The organism is Streptomyces sp. NPDC014733 (assembly GCF_043083385.1).
GTDB lineage: Bacteria > Actinomycetota > Actinomycetes > Streptomycetales > Streptomycetaceae > Streptomyces.
This window is the reverse complement of record NZ_JBIBYO010000003.1, coordinates 417,319-434,944: the sequence shown is the minus strand read 5'-3', so window position 1 is coordinate 434,944 and position 17,626 is coordinate 417,319. Positions and strand designations below refer to the sequence as shown.

General features: G+C 73.4%; 13 protein-coding genes. 1 reads left to right on the top strand and 12 read right to left on the bottom strand.

Annotated elements, in window-relative coordinates:
• Positions 1 to 10: 10 nt before the first annotated feature.
• The 4 genes from ACF1BH_RS10145 to ACF1BH_RS10130 form a co-directional block, all read right to left on the bottom strand.
• Entirely contained in the window at positions 11 to 1,420 is a 1,410-nt protein-coding gene (locus ACF1BH_RS10145; protein WP_391641947.1) for an aspartate aminotransferase family protein, read from the bottom strand.
• Positions 1,417 to 5,541 (bottom strand): Pls/PosA family non-ribosomal peptide synthetase, encoded by a 4,125-nt coding sequence (locus ACF1BH_RS10140; protein ID WP_391641946.1) that lies wholly within the window; start codon positions 5,539 to 5,541, stop codon positions 1,417 to 1,419. Before ACF1BH_RS10140 ends, ACF1BH_RS10145 begins: the two co-directional genes overlap by 4 nt.
• Positions 5,542 to 5,835: 294 nt before the next feature.
• A complete protein-coding gene (locus ACF1BH_RS10135) occupies positions 5,836 to 7,224 on the bottom strand; it encodes a uracil-xanthine permease family protein (protein WP_391641945.1) in 1,389 nt (462 codons plus the stop codon).
• Between the two features lie 163 nt (positions 7,225 to 7,387).
• On the bottom strand, positions 7,388 to 7,843 hold the full coding sequence (locus ACF1BH_RS10130) for a phospholipase (protein ID WP_391641944.1): 456 nt from the start codon (positions 7,841 to 7,843) through the stop codon (positions 7,388 to 7,390).
• Positions 7,844 to 8,038: 195 nt separating this feature from the next.
• Here ACF1BH_RS10130 and ACF1BH_RS10125 point away from each other — a divergent pair, with 195 nt between their 5' ends.
• Positions 8,039 to 8,755 (top strand): DUF5995 family protein, encoded by a 717-nt coding sequence (locus ACF1BH_RS10125; protein ID WP_391641943.1) that lies wholly within the window; start codon positions 8,039 to 8,041, stop codon positions 8,753 to 8,755.
• A 114-nt stretch (positions 8,756 to 8,869) separates the two neighbouring features.
• On the opposite strand, the gene ACF1BH_RS10120 is transcribed toward ACF1BH_RS10125, so the two are convergent.
• From ACF1BH_RS10120 to ACF1BH_RS10085, 8 genes are all read right to left on the bottom strand, one after another.
• Positions 8,870 to 10,561 (bottom strand): flavin monoamine oxidase family protein, encoded by a 1,692-nt coding sequence (locus ACF1BH_RS10120; protein WP_391641942.1) that lies wholly within the window; start codon positions 10,559 to 10,561, stop codon positions 8,870 to 8,872.
• Between the two features lie 72 nt (positions 10,562 to 10,633).
• Positions 10,634 to 11,437 (bottom strand): carbon-nitrogen hydrolase family protein, encoded by an 804-nt coding sequence (locus tag ACF1BH_RS10115; RefSeq protein ID WP_391641941.1) that lies wholly within the window; start codon positions 11,435 to 11,437, stop codon positions 10,634 to 10,636.
• A 171-nt stretch (positions 11,438 to 11,608) separates the two neighbouring features.
• Positions 11,609 to 12,064: an Lrp/AsnC family transcriptional regulator gene (locus ACF1BH_RS10110; protein ID WP_030278633.1), complete on the bottom strand. Its 456-nt coding sequence runs from the start codon at positions 12,062 to 12,064 to the stop codon at positions 11,609 to 11,611.
• A 10-nt stretch (positions 12,065 to 12,074) separates the two neighbouring features.
• A complete protein-coding gene (locus ACF1BH_RS10105; protein WP_391641940.1) occupies positions 12,075 to 13,541 on the bottom strand; it encodes an amino acid permease in 1,467 nt (488 codons plus the stop codon).
• Positions 13,542 to 13,884: 343 nt separating this feature from the next.
• Positions 13,885 to 15,348 (bottom strand): GuaB1 family IMP dehydrogenase-related protein, encoded by a 1,464-nt coding sequence (locus tag ACF1BH_RS10100; RefSeq protein ID WP_391641939.1) that lies wholly within the window; start codon positions 15,346 to 15,348, stop codon positions 13,885 to 13,887.
• 109 nt (positions 15,349 to 15,457) lie between these two features.
• Positions 15,458 to 15,898 carry a barstar family protein gene (locus tag ACF1BH_RS10095; RefSeq protein ID WP_391641938.1) on the bottom strand — a complete coding sequence of 147 codons (441 nt, stop codon included), beginning with the start codon at positions 15,896 to 15,898 and terminating at the stop codon, positions 15,458 to 15,460.
• Complete coding sequence (locus tag ACF1BH_RS10090; RefSeq protein ID WP_391641937.1) at positions 15,895 to 16,347, bottom strand: ribonuclease domain-containing protein; 453 nt, start codon at positions 16,345 to 16,347, stop codon at positions 15,895 to 15,897. The genes ACF1BH_RS10095 and ACF1BH_RS10090 overlap by 4 nt, the downstream gene beginning before the upstream one ends.
• A gap of 100 nt (positions 16,348 to 16,447) precedes the next feature.
• Positions 16,448 to 17,437 (bottom strand): sugar-binding transcriptional regulator, encoded by a 990-nt coding sequence (locus ACF1BH_RS10085; protein WP_030278623.1) that lies wholly within the window; start codon positions 17,435 to 17,437, stop codon positions 16,448 to 16,450.
• Positions 17,438 to 17,626: the final 189 nt, after the last annotated feature.

The window sequence follows — 17,626 nt, the reverse complement described above, 5'->3', positions numbered from 1 at the left end:
CCAGGGCCGTTCAGAACGCCGTGCCCGCGCGGGGGCGGCAGGCGACGGTGACGGCGTCGCGGAGGATCGCGCAGGCCGTGTCCATGACCTCCGCGGTGACGTTGAGCGGCGGCAGCAGGCGGACGACGGCGTCGTCGCGGCCGCCGAGTTCGACGATCAGCCCGTGCCGCAGCGCGAGGGACTGGACGGCGCCCGCGGCCTCGGTCGCGGGCCGGCCGTCGGCCGGGTCGGCGAGTTCGACGCCGCGGATCAGTCCGCGGCCGCGGACGTCACGGACCCAGGGATGGTCGGCGAGCGGCGCCAGCAGCTCCGCGCACTGCCGGCCGCGCGCCCGGACGTTGCCGAGCACGTCGTCGCGGCGCATGATCCGGACCGTCTCCACGCCCGCGGCGAACGCCGGCTGGTCGCCGCGGAAGGTGCCGATGTGCGCGCCCGGCTCCCAGACGTCCAGCGCCGTGTCGTAGAGGATCAGGGCGACCGGCAGGCCGACGCCGCTGAGAGCCTTGGACGCCACGACGACGTCGGGTTCGATGCCGTACTGCTCGAACGCGAACCAGGTGCCGGTGCGGCCGCAGCCGGTCTGCACCTCGTCGGCGATGAGCGGGATGTCCAGGGCGCGGGTCAGCTCCCGTACCCGGCGGACGAACGCGGGGCGGGCCGGGACGCTGCCGCCCTCGCCCTGGACCAGTTCGATCAGGACGGCGGCGGGCAGCGGGACGCCGCTGGTGCTGTCGGTCAGGGCGCGCTCCAGCTGGTCGGCGCAGCGCCGGGAGCAGCCGTCGGGACCGGGGCCCTCGGGGCAGCGGCCGGGCCCGCAGTACGGGAAGAAGTGGACGCCGGACATCCCGTCACGGACGGCTTCCTTCCGGGCGACCGGGCCGCTGAGCGCCGTCGTGGCGTAGGTGGTGCCGTGGAAGGCGCCCTGGAAGGCGACGACGTCCGAGCGGCCGGTGGCGATCTTGCAGAGCTTGACGGCCGCCTCGACGGCGTTGGCGCCGGTCGGCCCGCAGAAGTGGATCTTCGTACGGTGGCGCATCCCGGGCGCCAGCATGGACAGCTGGGCCTGGGTGAAGGCGTCCTTGACCGGCGTGGGGAAGTCCAGCCCGTGGGTGAGGACACCGAGTTGGCGGGCGGCGGCATGCAGGAGTTCGGGGTGGTTGTGGCCGAGCGGGAGCACCCCGGCGCCGTCGAGGAAGTCGATGAAGACGTTGCCGTCGACGTCGCGGACGTAGGGGCCGTCGCCGTCGGCGAGCGCGATCGGCAGATGGCGCGGGTAGACGCGGGCCGCGGACTCCCACCGTTCCTGGCGGGCGAGGAGTTCGGCGGAGCGCGGGCCGGGGAGGTCCCCGGCGACGTGCGGGCCGGTCACCGCGCCGGACGGCGAGAAGGTGATCAAGGGGGGTGTGGTGAGCGTGGTCATGGACGTGCTCCAGGGGAGGTGCGGGGCGGATCGGCGGGCCGGGCGCCGGGGCGGAGGGTGGCCGGGATGCCCCGCCACCGGGTCGCCTCGGGCAGCGCCTCGCCCTTCATCACCAGGGAGAGGGCGTCCAGCGACGCGCCTTCGGCGACTCGGGCGTCGTAGAGGACGACGGAGCGGATGCCCACGGAGGCCCCGCGCTCGACGGTGACGCGGGACATCTTCATCACCCGGTCCTCGAAGAGGTGGGTCTGCAGGGAGGTGAACTGGCCGACGGCGGCGTCGTCCGCCACGCTCACCAGGTCGAATTCGGTGAGGAAGGTGGTGGACAGCCACACCCGGCGGCCCATCCGGGCGCCGAAGAGGCGCAGCAGCAGCGGCGCCCAGGGGGTGCCGAGCAGGAAGTTCATGACGGTCGGCACCACGAGGTTCTCGTAGAGGCCGGTGACGAGTTCGGTGCGGCGTACCCACATGCTCCACAGCGGTGCGACGCGGGGCCGGTAGCCGCCGACGACCAGCCACTTCACGGCGACCGCGGCGAGGGCGCCGGCCAGCCCGGCGGCCATCAGCACCGCCGGCATGACGAGGAAGAGCGCCACCGGCGGGAGGGCCGCGGCGAGGGCGAGGGAGACGTAGTAGGTGCCGAGGACGGTGAGGAGGCCGAGGGCCGGCGGCAGCGTCACCCGAAAGTACTCGACGGCGAGGCGGGCCAGCACCCGGCCCCGGGTCGGGGCGTACGTCAGCCGCTCGGGGAAGCCGGGGCTGGCCTCGCGGTGCGGCAGGAAGATGGCGGGCGAGCCCAGCCAGGTCGTCTCGGGGGCGATCGGTTCGGCGGGGGCGACGGAATGGACGCCGAGCAGGCTGTTGTCGCCCATCCGGCCGGAGCCGGGCAGCAGGGCACCGTTGCCGACGAAGCTGCGGCGGCCGACGCGGGCGGGCGCCAGCGCGAGGTTCCCGCGGTGGAAGACGGCCGGACCCACCACGCTGACGTCGGCGAGGAAGCTCTCCGGGCCGACCCGGAGCATGTCGGGGTCGACGAAGGTGACGGTGGCGACCTCCGCCCGGTACCCGGTGCGGGCCCCGAGGCCGCGCAGGAACGGGATCACGTAGAGGGTGGAGTAGAGCGCCTGGGTGAAGGTCAGGCTCATCGTCATCATTCCGTCGCCCAGCCATTTGCGGAGCCCGAAGGCGCTGCGCTCCGGGTGGACGCCGGGGCGCGCGACGGGCATCACGGCGCGCTTGACGGCGAGGACGGCGGCACAGCTGGTGAGGACCATCAGCGGGGCGGCGCCGACGGCGGCGAGGCAGCCCCAGGCGACGCCGTCGCTGTGGGCGGTGGCGAGGGCGAGCCAGGCCCCGCACTCGATGATCAGCAGCGGCAGGAGCAGCATGACCACCGCGCCGAGCGCGAACCCGGCCACCACCGGGACCGGCCAGCGGCGGTCGTCCGGGCGGGCCGCGAGGTCCGCGACGAGGGGCGGCGGCGCGGGCTGCCGGGCGGCCGGGGAGCCCGACCGGTGCTCACCGGCCGGGATCTCGGTGTCCTCGGGGACGAGGGACTGCTCCCCCACCGTGGCGCCGTCGCCGAGGACCGCGCCCGGCAGCACCACGCTGTTGGTGCCGACGCCGCACCCCGCGCCGATCCGGACGGGGGCCAGCCGCAGCCACCCGCCCTCGACGGTGTGCACCTCGACGCGGGTGCCGTAGCCGAGGGTGGTGTCCGCGCCGATCGTCACCAGCGACGGGGGCGCGATGACGGCCCCCAGGTGGCAGTGGCGGCCGATGCGGGCGCCGAGCAGCCGCAGCAGCGGCGGCAGCAGCGGCGAGCCGGCCAGCAGGATCAGCGGCGAGACCACGAGCAGCTTGTGGGCCAGCCAGAACCGCAGGTAGACCACGCCCCACAGCGGATAGCGGCCCGGCCGGACGCCCGTCATCAGCAGTCGGCTGAGCGCCATCGGCGCCACCAGCAGACTCAGGACCAGCCACCCGGCTTCCATGGGGATCAGGGTGTGCAGCGGCAGCCCGGCGACGGTGGCCAGGGCGCTGCCCGCCAGGGGCGCGCGGACCGGCAGGTGCCAGATGTCGCCGAGCCGGTACAGCGCGACGAGTGCGGCGAGCGCGGGCAGCAGCAGCCAGACGTAGAGCCCGGCCGCCTGGGCGACGCCGCAGGCCAGCACCCGGAGGGTGGAGTGGCGCAGCGGGGCGGGCGGTGGCGCGCCGGTCTCCCCGGGCTCCTCGGGGGCGGTGGCCGTCGTGGTGGCGTACGCGGCGAAGTCGCGGACGGTGGGGTGGGCGTAGAGGTCGCCCATGGCGAGGTGGCGCAGGTCCGGGTCGTGCCGCAGCCGGGAGATCAGCCGGGCGGCGGTCATCGAGTGGCCGCCCAGGTCGGTGAAGAAGTCGTCGTCGGTGGAGACCGGGCCGCCGCCCAGGACGTCCTGCCACAGTGCGGCCATCCGGCGCTCCAGCGGGGTGCGGGGGGCGGTCGGCGGCCGGGCGCGGCGGCCCAGCGGCGGGGAGACCGGCGGCGGGAGGGCGGCGCGGTCGACCTTGTCGGCGGTGAGCAGCGGGAACGCGGCCAGCACCTCGACGAAGGCCGGGATCATGTACGCGGGCAGCTTGCGGCGGAGTGCCGCGTGCAGCCGCTCGCGCAGCGCGTCGTCGTCCTCGGCGGCCGCCGGCGGCTTACGGGTGACGTAGCCGGTCAGATCCTGGGCGGTGCCGTCGCGGGCGCGCGGCACGACGACGGCGTTCTCGACGGCGGCGTCCTCCCGCAGCACCTCCTCGATCTCGCCGAGTTCGATGCGGTAGCCGCGGATCTTGACCTGGTTGTCGATCCGGCCGAGGTACTCGATCTCCCCGGAGGGGGCGTAGCGGCCGCGGTCGCCGGTGCGGTAGATGCGCGGTGCCGTGGCGCGGTCGCGGGCCACCGGGTTGGGCCGGAAGCGGTCCTCGGTGAGGTCGGCGCGGCGGACGTAGCCGAGGGCGACGCCCGGCCCGCCGATGCAGATCTCCCCGCTCTCCCCGTGCGCGACGGGCCGCAGCGCGTCGTCGAGGAGGTAGACGAGGTAGCCGGGGAGCGGGGTGCCGATGGTCACCGGCCGGTCCGGGGTGAGTTCGGCGCAGGTGGCCGTCACCGTCGTCTCGGTGGGGCCGTACGCGTTGAGGATGCGGCGGCCGGGCCGCGACCAGCTGCGGACGAGTCCGGGCGGGCAGGCCTCCCCGCTGACGAGGAGGGTGCGCAGCGCCGGAAGGTCCGGGTCGAGAGTGGTGAGCAGCGTGGGGACGCAGCAGAGCACGGTGATCGCGCGTTCGGTGAGGAAGGCGGTGAGTTCCGGTCCGGCGCGGCGGGCCTCGTCCGGCCCGGCGACGAGGGTGGCGCCGGCCATCCAGGCGGGCCAGATCTCCTCCAGCGCGAAGTCGAAGGCGAGGGAGAGGCCCTGGTGGACACGGTCGTGGCCGGTGACACCGTAGAGCGGGGCGGCGGCCCGCAGGAAGGCGACGATGTTCGCCCGGGAGACGGCGACGCCCTTGGGGCGGCCGGTGGTGCCGGAGGTGTAGATGACGTAGCACTCGCCGGACGGGTCGCCGGCGGCCTCGGGGCGGGTTTCCGGTGCGCGGTCGAGGGCGTCGGCGGCGCGGTCCAGCGCCAGTACCGGGCAGGGCAGCTCACGGGTGCGGTCGTCGAGCGACGCGGTGGTGACCAGGTCGTGCAGTCCGCAGTCGCCGGCGATGAAGGCCAGCCGGTCGGCGGGGAACGACACGTCGAGCGGGACGTAGGAGGCGCCGCTCTTGAGGACGGCGAGCAGGGTGACGTAGGTGGCCGGGGAGCGCTCCAGCAGGATGCCGACGCGGCGGCCGGGTCCGGCGCCGCGGCTGCGCAGCAGATGGGCGAGGCGGTTGGCGCGCCGGTCGAGCTCCTCGTAGGTGAGGGTCTCGGCGCCGCACTCGACGGCGATGTGGGAGGGGTCGCGGTCGCAGGAGCGGGTGAAGAAGTCGGCCGGTCCGCCGGTGCCGGGCGGTTCCGGGCCACCGTGGTGCGGCGGGACGGGCGCCTCGGTACCGGCCGGGGTGCGGTGCGGTGTACCCGTCGCGGTGGGGGTGGTGTGCGCGGTGGACACCGACATGAGGTTCCCTCTTCTGCGCGTCGGCTGCGGGCACCGGGCCGCCGCCCGCCGGCCCGTCCACCGGGCCCCGGGCACCGGACCCGGTCCGGAATCCCTTGACGCTGCCCAGGCTACGGAGCCGCAGGCCAGGGGCTGGTGCGGTGCCGGTTAGGGCGGCGTAAACATCTGGACGGACCGGGGCGCAGCTGGGGGGCAGCCGCGGGCCCGGGGACGGGAAAAGGGCGGGGCGGGCGCCGGGCTCACGCCCGGGCCCGCCCCGCCCCTGTCTGTCGGGGTCCGTCGGGGTCCGCGCCGTCAGTCGGTCTTCCCGGTGGCCCCGTCGTCGTACCCCGTGGTCCCCGCGTCGAGCAGCGGTGCGCCGCGCCGGCCGGCCGCGCGGGAGAGCCAGCGCAGGCTGTGGTAGCCGGTGAGGACGATGAGCGTGCCCAGGGCGATGCCGCCCAGCTCGAAGTTGTCGCTGATCTTCAGGGAGACGCCGCCGATGGCGATGACGACGCCCGCGGCCGCCGGGATGAGGTTCAGCGGGACGGTGAAGTCCACCTTGTTACGGATCCAGATCTGCGCGCCGAGCAGGCCGATCATGCCGTAGAGGATGACGGTGATACCGCCGAGGACGCCGCCGGGGATCGCCGCGACCACCGCGCCGAACTTCGGGCACAGGCCGAAGAGCAGGGCGAACACCGCAGCCGCCGTGTACGCGGCGGTGGAGTAGACGCGGGTCGCGGCCATCACGCCGATGTTCTCCGCGTAGGTGGTGGTGGCCGGGCCGCCGACTGCCGTGGAGAGGACGGTGGCGGTGCCGTCGGCGACGATCGCCATGCCCATCTTGTCGTCCAGCGGGTCGCCGGTCATCTCCCCGACCGCCTTGACGTGCCCGGCGTTCTCTGCGACCAGCGCCACCAGGACGGGCAGTGCGACGAGGATCGCGGAGGCGGAGAAGTTCGGGCCGTGGAAGGTCGGCAGGCCGATCCAGTCGGCCTTGGCGACGCCGGAGAAGTCGATGCGGAAGTGGTCGGTGATCTTGCCGGCGCCGTCGGCGGAGTGGATCTGCCCGGCGGTGCGGTCCAGGACCCAGGAGAGCACATAGCCGAAGAGCAGCCCGAGGAAGATCGCGATCCGCGACCAGAACCCGCGGAGCGCGACCAGCGCGAGGCCGGTGAAGAGCATCGTGGCCAGCGCCGTCCACTGATCCTGCGGCCAGTACGTCCGGGCGGTGACGGGTGCGAGGTTGAAGCCGATGAGCATGACGACCGCGCCGGTCACCGGCGGCGGCAGCACGGCGTGGATGACCCGGGGCCCGAGGATGTGGATGGCGACACCGCACCCGGCCAGGCAGGCGCCGACCACCAGCATCGCGCCGGTGAGGGTGCCCGCGTCACCGCCCTGGCCGGCGATGACCGCGGAGACGCCGACGAAGGAGAGGGAGGAGCCGAGGTAGCTCGGGATCCGGCCACGCGTCATGAGCATGAAGAGCATGGTGGCGACGCCGGACGCCATCAGCGCGAGCCCCGGGTCCAGGCCCATGAGCACCGGCGCGACGAAGCACGCCCCGATCATCGACACGACGTGCTGGGCGCCGAGCCCGATCGTCCGCCCCCAGGTGAGGCGCTCCCCGGGTTTGACCACCTCCCCCGGCTCCAGGTGACGCCCGTCTCCGTGCAGCTTCCACCCGAAACCAGCCATGATCACTCTCCACTCTGCGACGCCCTGCACGTCACAGAGCCGAGGTGATTCATAGTCGAACGATCGCTTCTGGACAAACTGAACGCGGAAAGTGTCCGGGCGCCCACCGGGTGGTACCGCGTGCGGCGGGCGGCCCGGGCGTTCCCGGACCGCCCGTGGCGGGTCAGTGGCCGAACCGCTTCACGGCCTGGTAATACGTCCACGCGAGCGCATCACAGGACTTCTTCTTGGCGCCGGTGTAGCGCGTGCACGCCCGGCGGAGGTCGGCGTGGAACATGGAGTCGAGCCGGGGCTTGTTCGCCGCGAAGGCGCCGGCCGCCTTGTAGTTGCGGTAGCCGAAGTCGTGGTGGGCGCAGGACATCCGGAACGGGAAGCCCAAGGGGTTGTCGGGCGAGGAGGTGCAGTAGTCGGTGGACCAGTCGAAGCCGTACGCGGACCACTTCGTCCGGTGCGCGCGGGCGTCGGCCCACTGTGTGTAGCTCGCCGGTGCGGTCTGCGTCCAGCGCGTGAGGATCTGCGGCTTGTCGGCCGGTACGGCCTGTGCGGGGGCCGCCGCGACCATCGTCGCGGCCAGGGCCAGAAGCGGGGCGGTCAGGGCGGCGGTGCGCCGTCGGAACATGCCAACCTCCGGTGTCCGGCGCCGCGTTGGCACGGGGTGCGTCCGCGCGCGCCGGAAGTGTGCGGTTCTCAAGGGCCGTTGCCCTCCCTGCCGCAGCGGATGCGGCCACAAGAGGGCGCGCCGGTAATTACCCCGTTCCGGTCAAAGCCACACAGCATTGCCCATAGTTCCCCCGGACGGTGCCACGCTGAGCCGATGACGACCACTCAGCACGGCGCCGCGCCCCTCCCGTCCGCGCGCGCGTCCCGCGCCCCGGCGGCGGTCCGGGCGCGGCTGCGGGCGTCGGTACGGGCACTGCCGGACGGCGACGGTGTGGCCGTCTTCACCCGCGCCTGCCTGACGGCGGCGCGGCAGGCGGAGACCGCGGGCGCGGCGGACCGCGGGCTGTTCCCGGGCGCGGTCGGCGCCGGCGAACTGGAGCTGCGGCTGGCCCGCCGGTATGCGGCGGCGGTGGACGCGGCGGCCGCCGGGCTGCCGGTCCCGGCCTGCTGGCGGCCGCTGTTCCAACTGCGCCACCATCCGGGCATCCGCCCGCTGCAGTTCGCGCTGGCCGGGTTGAACGCGCAGGTCGGGCACGATCTGGTGCTCGCGGTGGTCGAGTCCTGCCGGGCGCTGGACTGCGAACCGGCCCGGCTGGAGGGCGACTTCGAACAGCTGGGCACGGCGCTCGGCGGGCTGGAGGAGCATCTCCGCGACAGTCTCGCGCCCGGCCCCGAGGCGCTGGACGTCGGTGATCCGCTGGCGCATCTGGCCGGGGCGTGGAGTCTGGAGCGGGCGCGGGAGGGCGCCTGGTCCGCGGCGCGGATGCTGTGGGGCGCGCGGCGGACGCCGGAGTTCGCGCGGGAGTGCGCCGAGCGGCTGGATGCGGGCACCGGCCTGGTGGGCCGCTGTCTCCTCACGCCGCTGGGCTGACACACCACCGCCCGGACCGTTGGGCAGACGGTCCGGGCGGGGCGGATCAAAGGGCGCCGGGAGGGGCTCAGGGGGCCTGAACGTTCCCCGGTGCCGCCGGCGGTCGCGGGGCGGTCAGTCCTCCGGGAGTTCCACCGGCGCGATCGCGTCGTAGCGGTCGCCGGGGCCGGGGTTGGTGGCGTCGGTGGCGCCGCCGAAGTGGTGCATGACGCCCCACACCGCGTTCAGCGCCGTCTGCACGGCGCCCTCGGCCCAGCCCGCCGTCCAGGAGATGTCGTCACCGGCGAGGAAGAGTCCGCGCTTGTCCTCGGGCAGGCGGTCCTGCATGAAGTGGGTGAACAGGCGGCGCTGGTAGCGGTAGTGGCCGGGCAGGTTGGCCTTGAACGCGCCCATGAAGTAGGGCTCGTTCTCCCAGGAGACGGTGACCGGGTTGCCGATGATGTGCTTGCGGATGTCGACCTTCGGATAGATCTCGGCCAGCGACTTCAGCATGACCTCCATCCGCTCGTTGGCGTCCAGCGGCAGCCACTTCAGGCTGTCGTCGCACCAGGTGTACGAGAGGCAGATGACGGCGGGTGCGTCCGGACCGTTGTCGAGGAGGTAGGTGCCGCGGGTCATCCGGTCGGTGAGCGTCATCGACATGACGTCCCGGCCCGTCTCCTCGTCCTTGTCCAGCCAGAACGGCCGGTCCACCGGGACGAAGAGCTTGGACGACTCCATGTAGTGGGTGCGCTCCACCGCCGTCCAGTGATCGATGGGCAGCAGCGCGTCATCGCAGTCGATCTTCGAGAGCAGCATCCAGGACTGTGCGGTGAAGACCGCCGCCTCGTAGGTGCGGATGTCACCGGCGGCGTCGGTGACGGTGATGCGGTTGCCGGCGGTGCGGTGCAGCCGGGTCACGGCCGGGCGGGGCACGCCGCCGTGCAGCGAGGCGAGCGAGGTGCCCGGCGCCCAGTGGAGGATCTTGCCCGGCTCCCGCTCCCACAGGCGCAGCGGGAGCTGCTGGCTGCCGCCGACGATGCCGCGGTGGTGGTCGTCCGCCTCGGTGTAGACGACGCGGAGGATCTCCAGGATGGAATTGGGGAAATCGGTGTCCCAGCCGCCGGTGCCGAAGCCGACCTGCCCGAAGATCTCCCGGTGGCGGAAGGACCGGAACGCCTCGGAGTCGCAGAGATAGCCGTAGAAGGTCTGGTTGTCGAGCTTCTCGACGAGGCGGGACCAGATCGCGCGGATACGCTCCACGTCCCGCTCCCGGATGGCGCGGTTCATGTCGGAGAAGTCCGCGCCCTCCTCCAGGCAGGCGTTCCAGGCGTCCATCACCTGGTGGTAGACCTCGGGCAGTTCCTCGACGGTGCGGGCGTAGTGCGACTCGCCCTTGAGGTCGACGACGGTGGAGGGGGTGTCCGGCGCCAGCGGGTTGGGGAACGGCCGGGTTTCCAGGCCCACCAGGTCGATGTAGTGCTGGAGCGCGGTGGACGACGGCGGGAACCGCATCGCGCCCATCTCGGCGGTCAGCGACGGGTCGCAGCCCTCGAAGCCGACGGTCCGCAGCCGCCCGCCGATCTCGTCCGCCTCGTAGACGACGGGCTTAAGGCCCATCTTCATCAGCTCGTAGGCGGTGACGATGCCGGAGAGACCGCCGCCGATGACGGCGACCTCCTTGCCGTGCTCGGTCGCCGGGACCTGACCGAGGCCCGCCGGGTGCGCGAGGAAGTCGTCGTACGCGTACGGGAAGTCCGGGCCGAACATGGTGATCGGCGGCTGGGCGTCCGCGTGGTGGGCGGCGGTGGGCACCGTGGACGTCATCGGGTACGGCTCCTTGCAGGGCGGGGTGGAACGGGGTGGGAGGAAGAGGGGCGGCTGCGCCCGGTCCGGGCGTCAGCCGAGGGAGCCGTACAGCTCCGGGCGCCGGTCGGCGAGGTAGGGGTTGCCGTCCCGGGACGCCCGCAGGAAGGCGGGGTCCACCTCGGCGGTGACCAGCTGCTGACCGCGTCCGGCGCGGGTGCGGACGATACCGTCGGGCCCGGCCAGAGCGCTCAGCCCGACGAACTCGAACGCGCCCTCGGGCCCGGTGCGGTTGACGTACGCGATGTACAGCTGGCTCTCGAAGGCGCGCACCGGGATGACGGATTCGGCGACGAACTGGAAGGGGTGCATCTGGGCGGTGGGCACCAGCAGCAGATCGGTACCGGCCAGCGCATGCGCCCGGACGTTCTCCGGGAACTCCACGTCGTAGCAGATCAGCAGGCCGATGCGGAGGCCGTCCAGCTCCGCCTGGACGACCGGTTCGGCGCCCGGCGTGAAGTGTCCGTGCTCGAAGTCGCCGAAGAGGTGGGTCTTGCGGTACGTGGCGAGCCGGGCGCCGTCGGGGCCGGTGAGCTGCACGGAGTTGTACACCTCGGGGCCCTCGGGGGCGCGCTCCGGGTAGCCGTGGGCGATGGCGATGCGGTGCTCCGCGGCGATCTCGGAAACCCGGCGGGCGGCGGGCCCGTGGGCGGTCTCGGCGAGGCGGTGGAGGTCGTCGCCGATGGCGTAACCGGTGAGGAACAGCTCGGAGGTGACCAGCAGTCCGGCACCGGAGGCGGCGGCCTCACGGGCGGCCGCATCGAGGAGCGCCAGGTTGTGCGCCGGGTCGCCGGGCCTGCCCGAACTCTGGAACAGGGCGGTGCGCAGCGACGACATGGGACCCCTCGGCGGACGGTTCGCGGTGGACGCAATGACCGTACGGGCCCACGCTGACCTGCGACAAGGCGCCTCCGTTGCGTCCCGATGAGCGATTTGTTGCGCGTATCGGGGGCGGCGCGGCGATTCGTTGCGGGGGCGGTTTCCGGGGTGCGCGCCGCCCGTCCGTCGTCAGCCCGGCGAGCCCGAGCTGAAGCGGCGCAGCAGCGGGGAGAGGACGAGGACGGACTTGGTGCGCTCCACGAACGGTTCGCCCGCGATGCGTTCCAGGACCCGCTCGAAGTGGCGCATGTCGGCGGCGAAGACCTGGACGAGGGCGTCCGCCTCACCGGTGACGGTGGAGGCGGACGCCACTTCCGGGTAGCGCGACAGACCGCGGTGGATCGCCTCGGGCGAGGTGTTGCGGCTGCAGTACAGCTCGATGTAGCCCTCGGTCTCCCAGCCCAGCGCCGCCGGGTCGACCCGCACCGTGAAGCCCGTGATGGCGCCCTCGGCGCGCAGCCGGTCCACCCGGCGTTTGACGGCCGGGGCGGAGAGCCCGACCTCCTGGCCGATGTCGGCGTAGCTGCGCCGGGCGTCCTCGGCGAGGGCGTGGACGATGCGTTCGTCGAGGTCGTTCAGTCGCACTGCGGGTGGATCACTTCTCTGACGGGGCCAGCCGGGAGCGGCGCATGCCGTACCCGAAGTAGACCACAAGGCCGACGGCCATCCAGATTCCGAAGACGGCCCAGGTCACCGGGGAGAGGCTGCCCATCATGTAGACGCACAGCACGAAGCCGACGGCGGGGAAGAGCGGCGCGAGCGGGGTGCGGAAGGTGCGGTGCATATCGGGGCGGGTCCGGCGCAGCACGATCACCGCGACATTGACCAGGGCGAAGGCGAAGAGCGTGCCGATGCTGGTGGCGTCGGCGAGCTGGCCGAGCGGTACGGCGGCGGCCAGCACCCCGCAGAAGAGCGAGACGATGACGGTGTTGGCGCGCGGCGCACCGGACTTCGGGTGCACCTTGGAGAACACCCGGGGCACCAGCCCGTCGCGGGACATCGCGAAGAGGATGCGGGTCTGGCCGTAGAGCACGGTCAGCACGACGCTGGCGATGGCGACGACGGCTCCGGCTGCCAGCAGCACGGCCCAGATGTCCTGGCCGGTGACCTCCTTGAGGATCCCGGCGAGCGCCGCCTCCGACCCCTTGAACCGCTGCCAGGGCAGCGCGCCCACCGCGACGGCGGCGACCAGGCAGTACAGCGTGGTGACGATGAGCAGCGACAGCATGATCGCGCGCGGCAGGTCACGCTGCGGATCGCGGGCCTCCTCGCCCGCGGTGGAGGCGGCGTCGAAGCCGATGTAGGAGAAGAAGAGGGTGGCGCCGGCGGCGCTGACGCCCGCCATGCCCATCGGCATGAAGTTCGCGTAGTTGCCGGACCGCACGCCCTGGAGCGCGACGCCGCAGAAGAGCAGCAGCGCGACGATCTTCACCGAGACCATGATCGTGTTGGCGCGGGCGCTCTCCTTGGCGCCGCCCAGCAGGAAGACCATGGCGAGCATCACGACCAGCAGCGCCGGGAGGTTGAAGATCCCGCCGCTGCCGGGCGGCTGGGAGAGCGCGGCGGGGATGGTGACGCCGATCGTCCCGGACAGCAGCTCGTTGAGGTACTGCCCCCAGCCGACCGCGACCGCCGCCACGGAGACGCCGTACTCCAGGATCAGACACCAGCCGCAGACCCAGGCGACCAGCTCGCCGAGGGTGGCGTAGGCGTAGGAGTAGGAGGAGCCGGAGACCGGGATGGTGCCGGCCAGCTCCGCGTAGGAGAGGGCCGAGAAGAGGGCGGTGACGCCCGCGATGACGAAGGAGAGGATCACCGCCGGTCCGGCGTCGGGCACCGCCTCGCCGAGGACGACGAAGATGCCGGTGCCGAGGGTGGCGCCGATGCTGATCATCGTCAGCTGCCACATGCCCATCGAGCGGCGCAGCGACCCGCCCTCGCCCCGACCGCCCTCCGCGATGAGCCGTTCGACGGGCTTGCGCCGCATCAGCCGGGTGCCGAGGCCACCCGCGGACGGGGGCCGGGGGTCGCTGCCCCCGGGGGACGCGCCGTGCTCCAACACTGGGGTGGCTCCTTCATCGCTGCCGGTCGGGGAACGGGGGACGGTGACCGGCGGCGGTCGGCGTGCGGGCAGGCGGAACGCACCCGCAGCAGGAGACCGCCGAGCTGACGGTCCCCGCCACTCCACGTACAGCGCATGACCTTACGGCCCGCTCCTGACCTGCCGTAATGCAGGTTCCTTGCGCAACCGCGGCGGAACGTTGCGCGCCGCGGCGGGCACCGGTCGTTCGTTGCGCGCCCACCACCCGATCGTACGGGCGCCCCGCACCGGCGCGAGCTGCGAAAACGCCGCGGGGGCCCGCGCCGAAGCATGTCGGCGCGGGCCCCCGCGGGTGGTGCGGACGTCAGCTCCAGCTGTCGTGGAGCGGCTTGCCCTCGGCGTAACCGGCGGCGCTCTGCACACCGACCACGGCCTTCTCGGCGAACTCGGCGAGCGAGGCGGCGCCCGCGTAGGTGCAGGAGCTGCGGACGCCCGCGATGATCGAGTCGATCAGGTCCTCGACGCCGGGGCGCGCCGGGTCGACGAACATCCGCGAGGTGGAGATGCCCTCCTCGAAGAGCGCCTTGCGGGCCCGGTCGTACGCCGACTCCTCGCTGGTGCGGTTGCGCACCGCACGGGCCGAGGCCATACCGAAGCTCTCCTTGTACGGACGGCCGTCGGCGGTGTGCTGGAGGTCGCCGGGCGACTCCAGGGTGCCGGCGAACCACGAGCCGACCATGACGTTGGAGGCGCCGGCGGCCAGCGCCATCGCCACGTCACGGGGGTGGCGCACGCCGCCGTCGGCCCAGACGTGCTTGCCGTACTTCCTCGCCTCGGCGGCACACTCCAGGACCGCGGAGAACTGCGGGCGGCCCACGCCGGTCATCATCCGGGTGGTGCACATCGCGCCCGGGCCGACGCCGACCTTGATGATGTCCGCCCCGGCCTCGATCAGATCGCGGACGCCCGCGGCGGCGACGATGTTGCCCGCCACGATCGGGACCTGCGGGTCCAGCGCCCGGACGGCCTTGACCGCGCTGATCATGGACTCCTGGTGGCCGTGCGCGGTGTCCACGACGAGGGTGTCCACCCCGGCGTCGAGCAGCGCCTTCGCCTTGCCGGCCACATCGCCGTTGATGCCGACGGCGGCGGCGATCCGCAGCCGCCCCTCGGCGTCGGTGGCGGGCGTGTAGAGGGTGGCGCGGAGCGCGCCCTTGCGGGTGAGGATGCCGACCAGCATGCCGTCCTCGTCGACCGCGGGTGCCAGCTTGCGGTTGGCGGCGTCCAGACGGTTGAACGCCTCGCGCGGGTCGATGTCGGCGTCCAGGACCAGCAGGTCCTTGGACATGACCTCGGAGACCTGCGTGAAACGGTCGACGCCGGCGAGGTCGTGTTCGGTGACCACACCGAGCGGACGGCCGCCCTCGACGACGATGCCCGCGCCGTGCGCCCGCTTGGGCAGCAGCGCCAGCGCGTCGGCGACGGTCGCGACGGGCGACAGCACGATGGGGGTGTCCAGCACGAGGTGGCGGCGCTTTATCCAGGTGACGACGTCGGTGACGACCTCGATCGGGATGTCCTGCGGGATGACGACGAGCCCGCCGCGGCGGGCCACGGTCTCGGCCATCCGGCGGCCGGCGATGGCGGTCATGTTGGCGACGACCAGCGGGATCGTGGTGCCGCTGCCGTCCGGCGAGGCGAGATCCACGCCCTGCCGGGAGCCGACGGCCGAGCGGCCGGGCACCATGAACACGTCGTCGTACGTCAGGTCGTACGGCACCGAAGAACACTCTTCGAGGGCACCGTTCTTCGGGTTCAGGAATCGCATACCGCCAGGATACGGGCCACCACCTGCGGTGATGCGATCATCCGACGAGCCGCCGCGACGGGCTGTGCGAAGCGACGAACGGCGGCCCGGCGGGAGGCCCGGAGAGGTCTCAGGCGGACCGGACCGGGCCCCTGGCGAGGATCACCGCGAGGCCGGTGCCGGTGTCGCGCCAGTAGGCGACCGCATCGGCGATGACGTTCTCGACCACGTGCCAGTCCTCGGGCGCGGCCGCGGCGAACTCCTGCCAGCCGGTGATCACCAGCAGCCGGCCGCGGGCGGCCGGGCACCACGACAGATCGGTCAGACAGTCGGCGAGCGCGTCCCAGTTGTGCCCGAACCAGTCGGGAAAGCGCAGCGCACGGGCGCAGCGGTCGAGGAAGGTGGCCTTGTCCCGGACGCCGGTGAGGTCGAGGTCCACGCCCTGCCAGCTCGCCGCGGCGGCCGCGGCGAGCGCATCGGCCGCCGGCCGCCCGGCGGGCCAGGACAGCACACCGGGCGGAGTGGAGCCGCCGAGCACGTTCGCCAGCGGCCGGGGCACGGGGGCGGTCATCGCAGCACCGCCTTGAAGGTCCGGTAATGGTCGGCGGTGTAGTAGATCTCGTGGTGCTCGCCGGTGATCAGCCGCCGCGCGCCGCGGTCCCGGGCGCCCGGGGTGGGCACGGTGAACTCGTGGTAGTAGCCCCGCGCCTGCCCCGGCAGCCGCTTCTCGTAGTTCCCGAAGACGGTGCCGTCCTTGCGGTACGGGTACGGGCCTCCGGCGTCGATCAGCCGCAGCGTGCCGCGCGCCTCGTTCGGCAGCTCCCGCTCCGTGACCGTCGCCATCCCGTGCGCCCAGCCGGGGACACCGGCCGTACGGGAGGCGGCGGTGCGGGTGGCGGACGGGCCCGGGGAGGCGGTGGAGCCGGGGCCCGGACCGCAGCCGGTCAGGACCAGCAGCAGCCCGGAGAGCAGGGCCGCGAGGGCGGTGGCGGCCGGGCGGACGGAGAAGCGGATCTTCATGGCGCCGATGCTGTCACAGCGGGGGCCGGGCCGCCGTGCCGGTTCCCCCGCTGCGGTGGGGCGGGCGACGGCGCCCGGCGCGGCCGCCGGGCGCCGTCCCTCAGGCGCCGTCCGGGTCGGTGCGCTCCAGGGCCGGGCGCGGGCCCGGGCCGGTCTCCAGCAGCAGGTGGTCGGCGGCGGCGGTGTCCGTGACCAGGCTGGTGACCAGGCCGGAGCGGAGCACCGCACCGATCGCGGCGGCCTTGCGGCGACCGCCCGCGATGGCGACGACCTCGGGGATCCGGCGCAGCCGGTCCGCCTCGACGGTGATGCACCGCTCACCCAGATCCCGGCCGATGCGGCGGCCCTCGGCGTCGAAGAGGTGCGCGGACATCTCGGCGGCGGCGCCCAGCGAGGCGTAGTGCGCGCGCTCGTCGTCGCTCAGCATGTCGTAGACGGTCGAGACACCGGGCTCCCAGGAGCCGATGGAGACGCAGGCGACGGTGACCTTGTCGAAGTGCTCGAAGGCGCGGGCGATACCGGTCTGGCCGCGCAGCGCGGCGGCGGTCGCCGGGTCCGGCAGCAGCATCGGCGCGTAGATCGGGTGCGCCTCGCCGCCGGAGACCTCGGCGGCCCGGCGGACCGCCTCGACGGAGCCGCGGTCGGCGGTCCCCGCGTCGTAGACGCCGGTGAGCTGGACGACGGTGCACGGCGGGAGGCGGTGCAGCGCCGCCGCCATGTGGATGGTGGAGCGGCCCCAGGCGAGGCCGAGCACATCGCCCTCGGTGACCAGCTCGCCGAGGAGGTCGGCGGCGACCTCGCCGAGGTTCTCCGGGTCGGCGGCCTCCTCGGAGGCGTCGGCCGGGGACTCGACGACGACGGCGTGCCGCAGGCCGTAGCGGGCGCGCAGCGCGTCGGAGCGTTCGGCGTCCAGCTCGGACGGCACCCGGATCTCGATCCGTACGAGATCCCGCTCCAGCGCCGTCTCCAGCACCCGGGCGACCTTGAAGCGGCTGACGCCGAACTCCTCGGCGATCTGGATTTTGGACTTGCCCTCCAGATAGAAACGGCGGGCCATGGCCGCGGCCTGCACCAGCTCGGCGGGGCCCATACCGGACTGCGGGCGGCTGGCTACCACGAAATTCTCCCCTGTGCGCATCTGATCGGGTCTTTGCTCATCCTTGCAGAAACCCGCGGCGGACGGGGACCGCAACCACCCCGGGGCCGTGAACGGCCGGTGGCGGCGCGGCCAACCGGGGGCGGGGCGAGGATGAAAGGAGCGGCGGCGGGCCGGAGTTCG

Coding starts and splice junctions, on each gene's coding strand:
- ACF1BH_RS10145 (WP_391641947.1), bottom strand. CDS start 1,420: ATGACCACGCTCACCACACCCCCCTTGATCACCTTCTCGCCGTCCGGC.
- ACF1BH_RS10140 (WP_391641946.1), bottom strand. CDS start 5,541: ATGTCGGTGTCCACCGCGCACACCACCCCCACCGCGACGGGTACACCG.
- ACF1BH_RS10135 (WP_391641945.1), bottom strand. CDS start 7,224: ATGGCTGGTTTCGGGTGGAAGCTGCACGGAGACGGGCGTCACCTGGAG.
- ACF1BH_RS10130 (WP_391641944.1), bottom strand. CDS start 7,843: ATGTTCCGACGGCGCACCGCCGCCCTGACCGCCCCGCTTCTGGCCCTG.
- ACF1BH_RS10125 (WP_391641943.1), top strand. CDS start 8,039: ATGACGACCACTCAGCACGGCGCCGCGCCCCTCCCGTCCGCGCGCGCG.
- ACF1BH_RS10120 (WP_391641942.1), bottom strand. CDS start 10,561: ATGACGTCCACGGTGCCCACCGCCGCCCACCACGCGGACGCCCAGCCG.
- ACF1BH_RS10115 (WP_391641941.1), bottom strand. CDS start 11,437: ATGTCGTCGCTGCGCACCGCCCTGTTCCAGAGTTCGGGCAGGCCCGGC.
- ACF1BH_RS10100 (WP_391641939.1), bottom strand. CDS start 15,348: ATGCGATTCCTGAACCCGAAGAACGGTGCCCTCGAAGAGTGTTCTTCG.
- ACF1BH_RS10095 (WP_391641938.1), bottom strand. CDS start 15,898: ATGACCGCCCCCGTGCCCCGGCCGCTGGCGAACGTGCTCGGCGGCTCC.
- ACF1BH_RS10090 (WP_391641937.1), bottom strand. CDS start 16,347: ATGAAGATCCGCTTCTCCGTCCGCCCGGCCGCCACCGCCCTCGCGGCC.
- ACF1BH_RS10085 (WP_030278623.1), bottom strand. CDS start 17,437: ATGGGCCCCGCCGAGCTGGTGCAGGCCGCGGCCATGGCCCGCCGTTTC.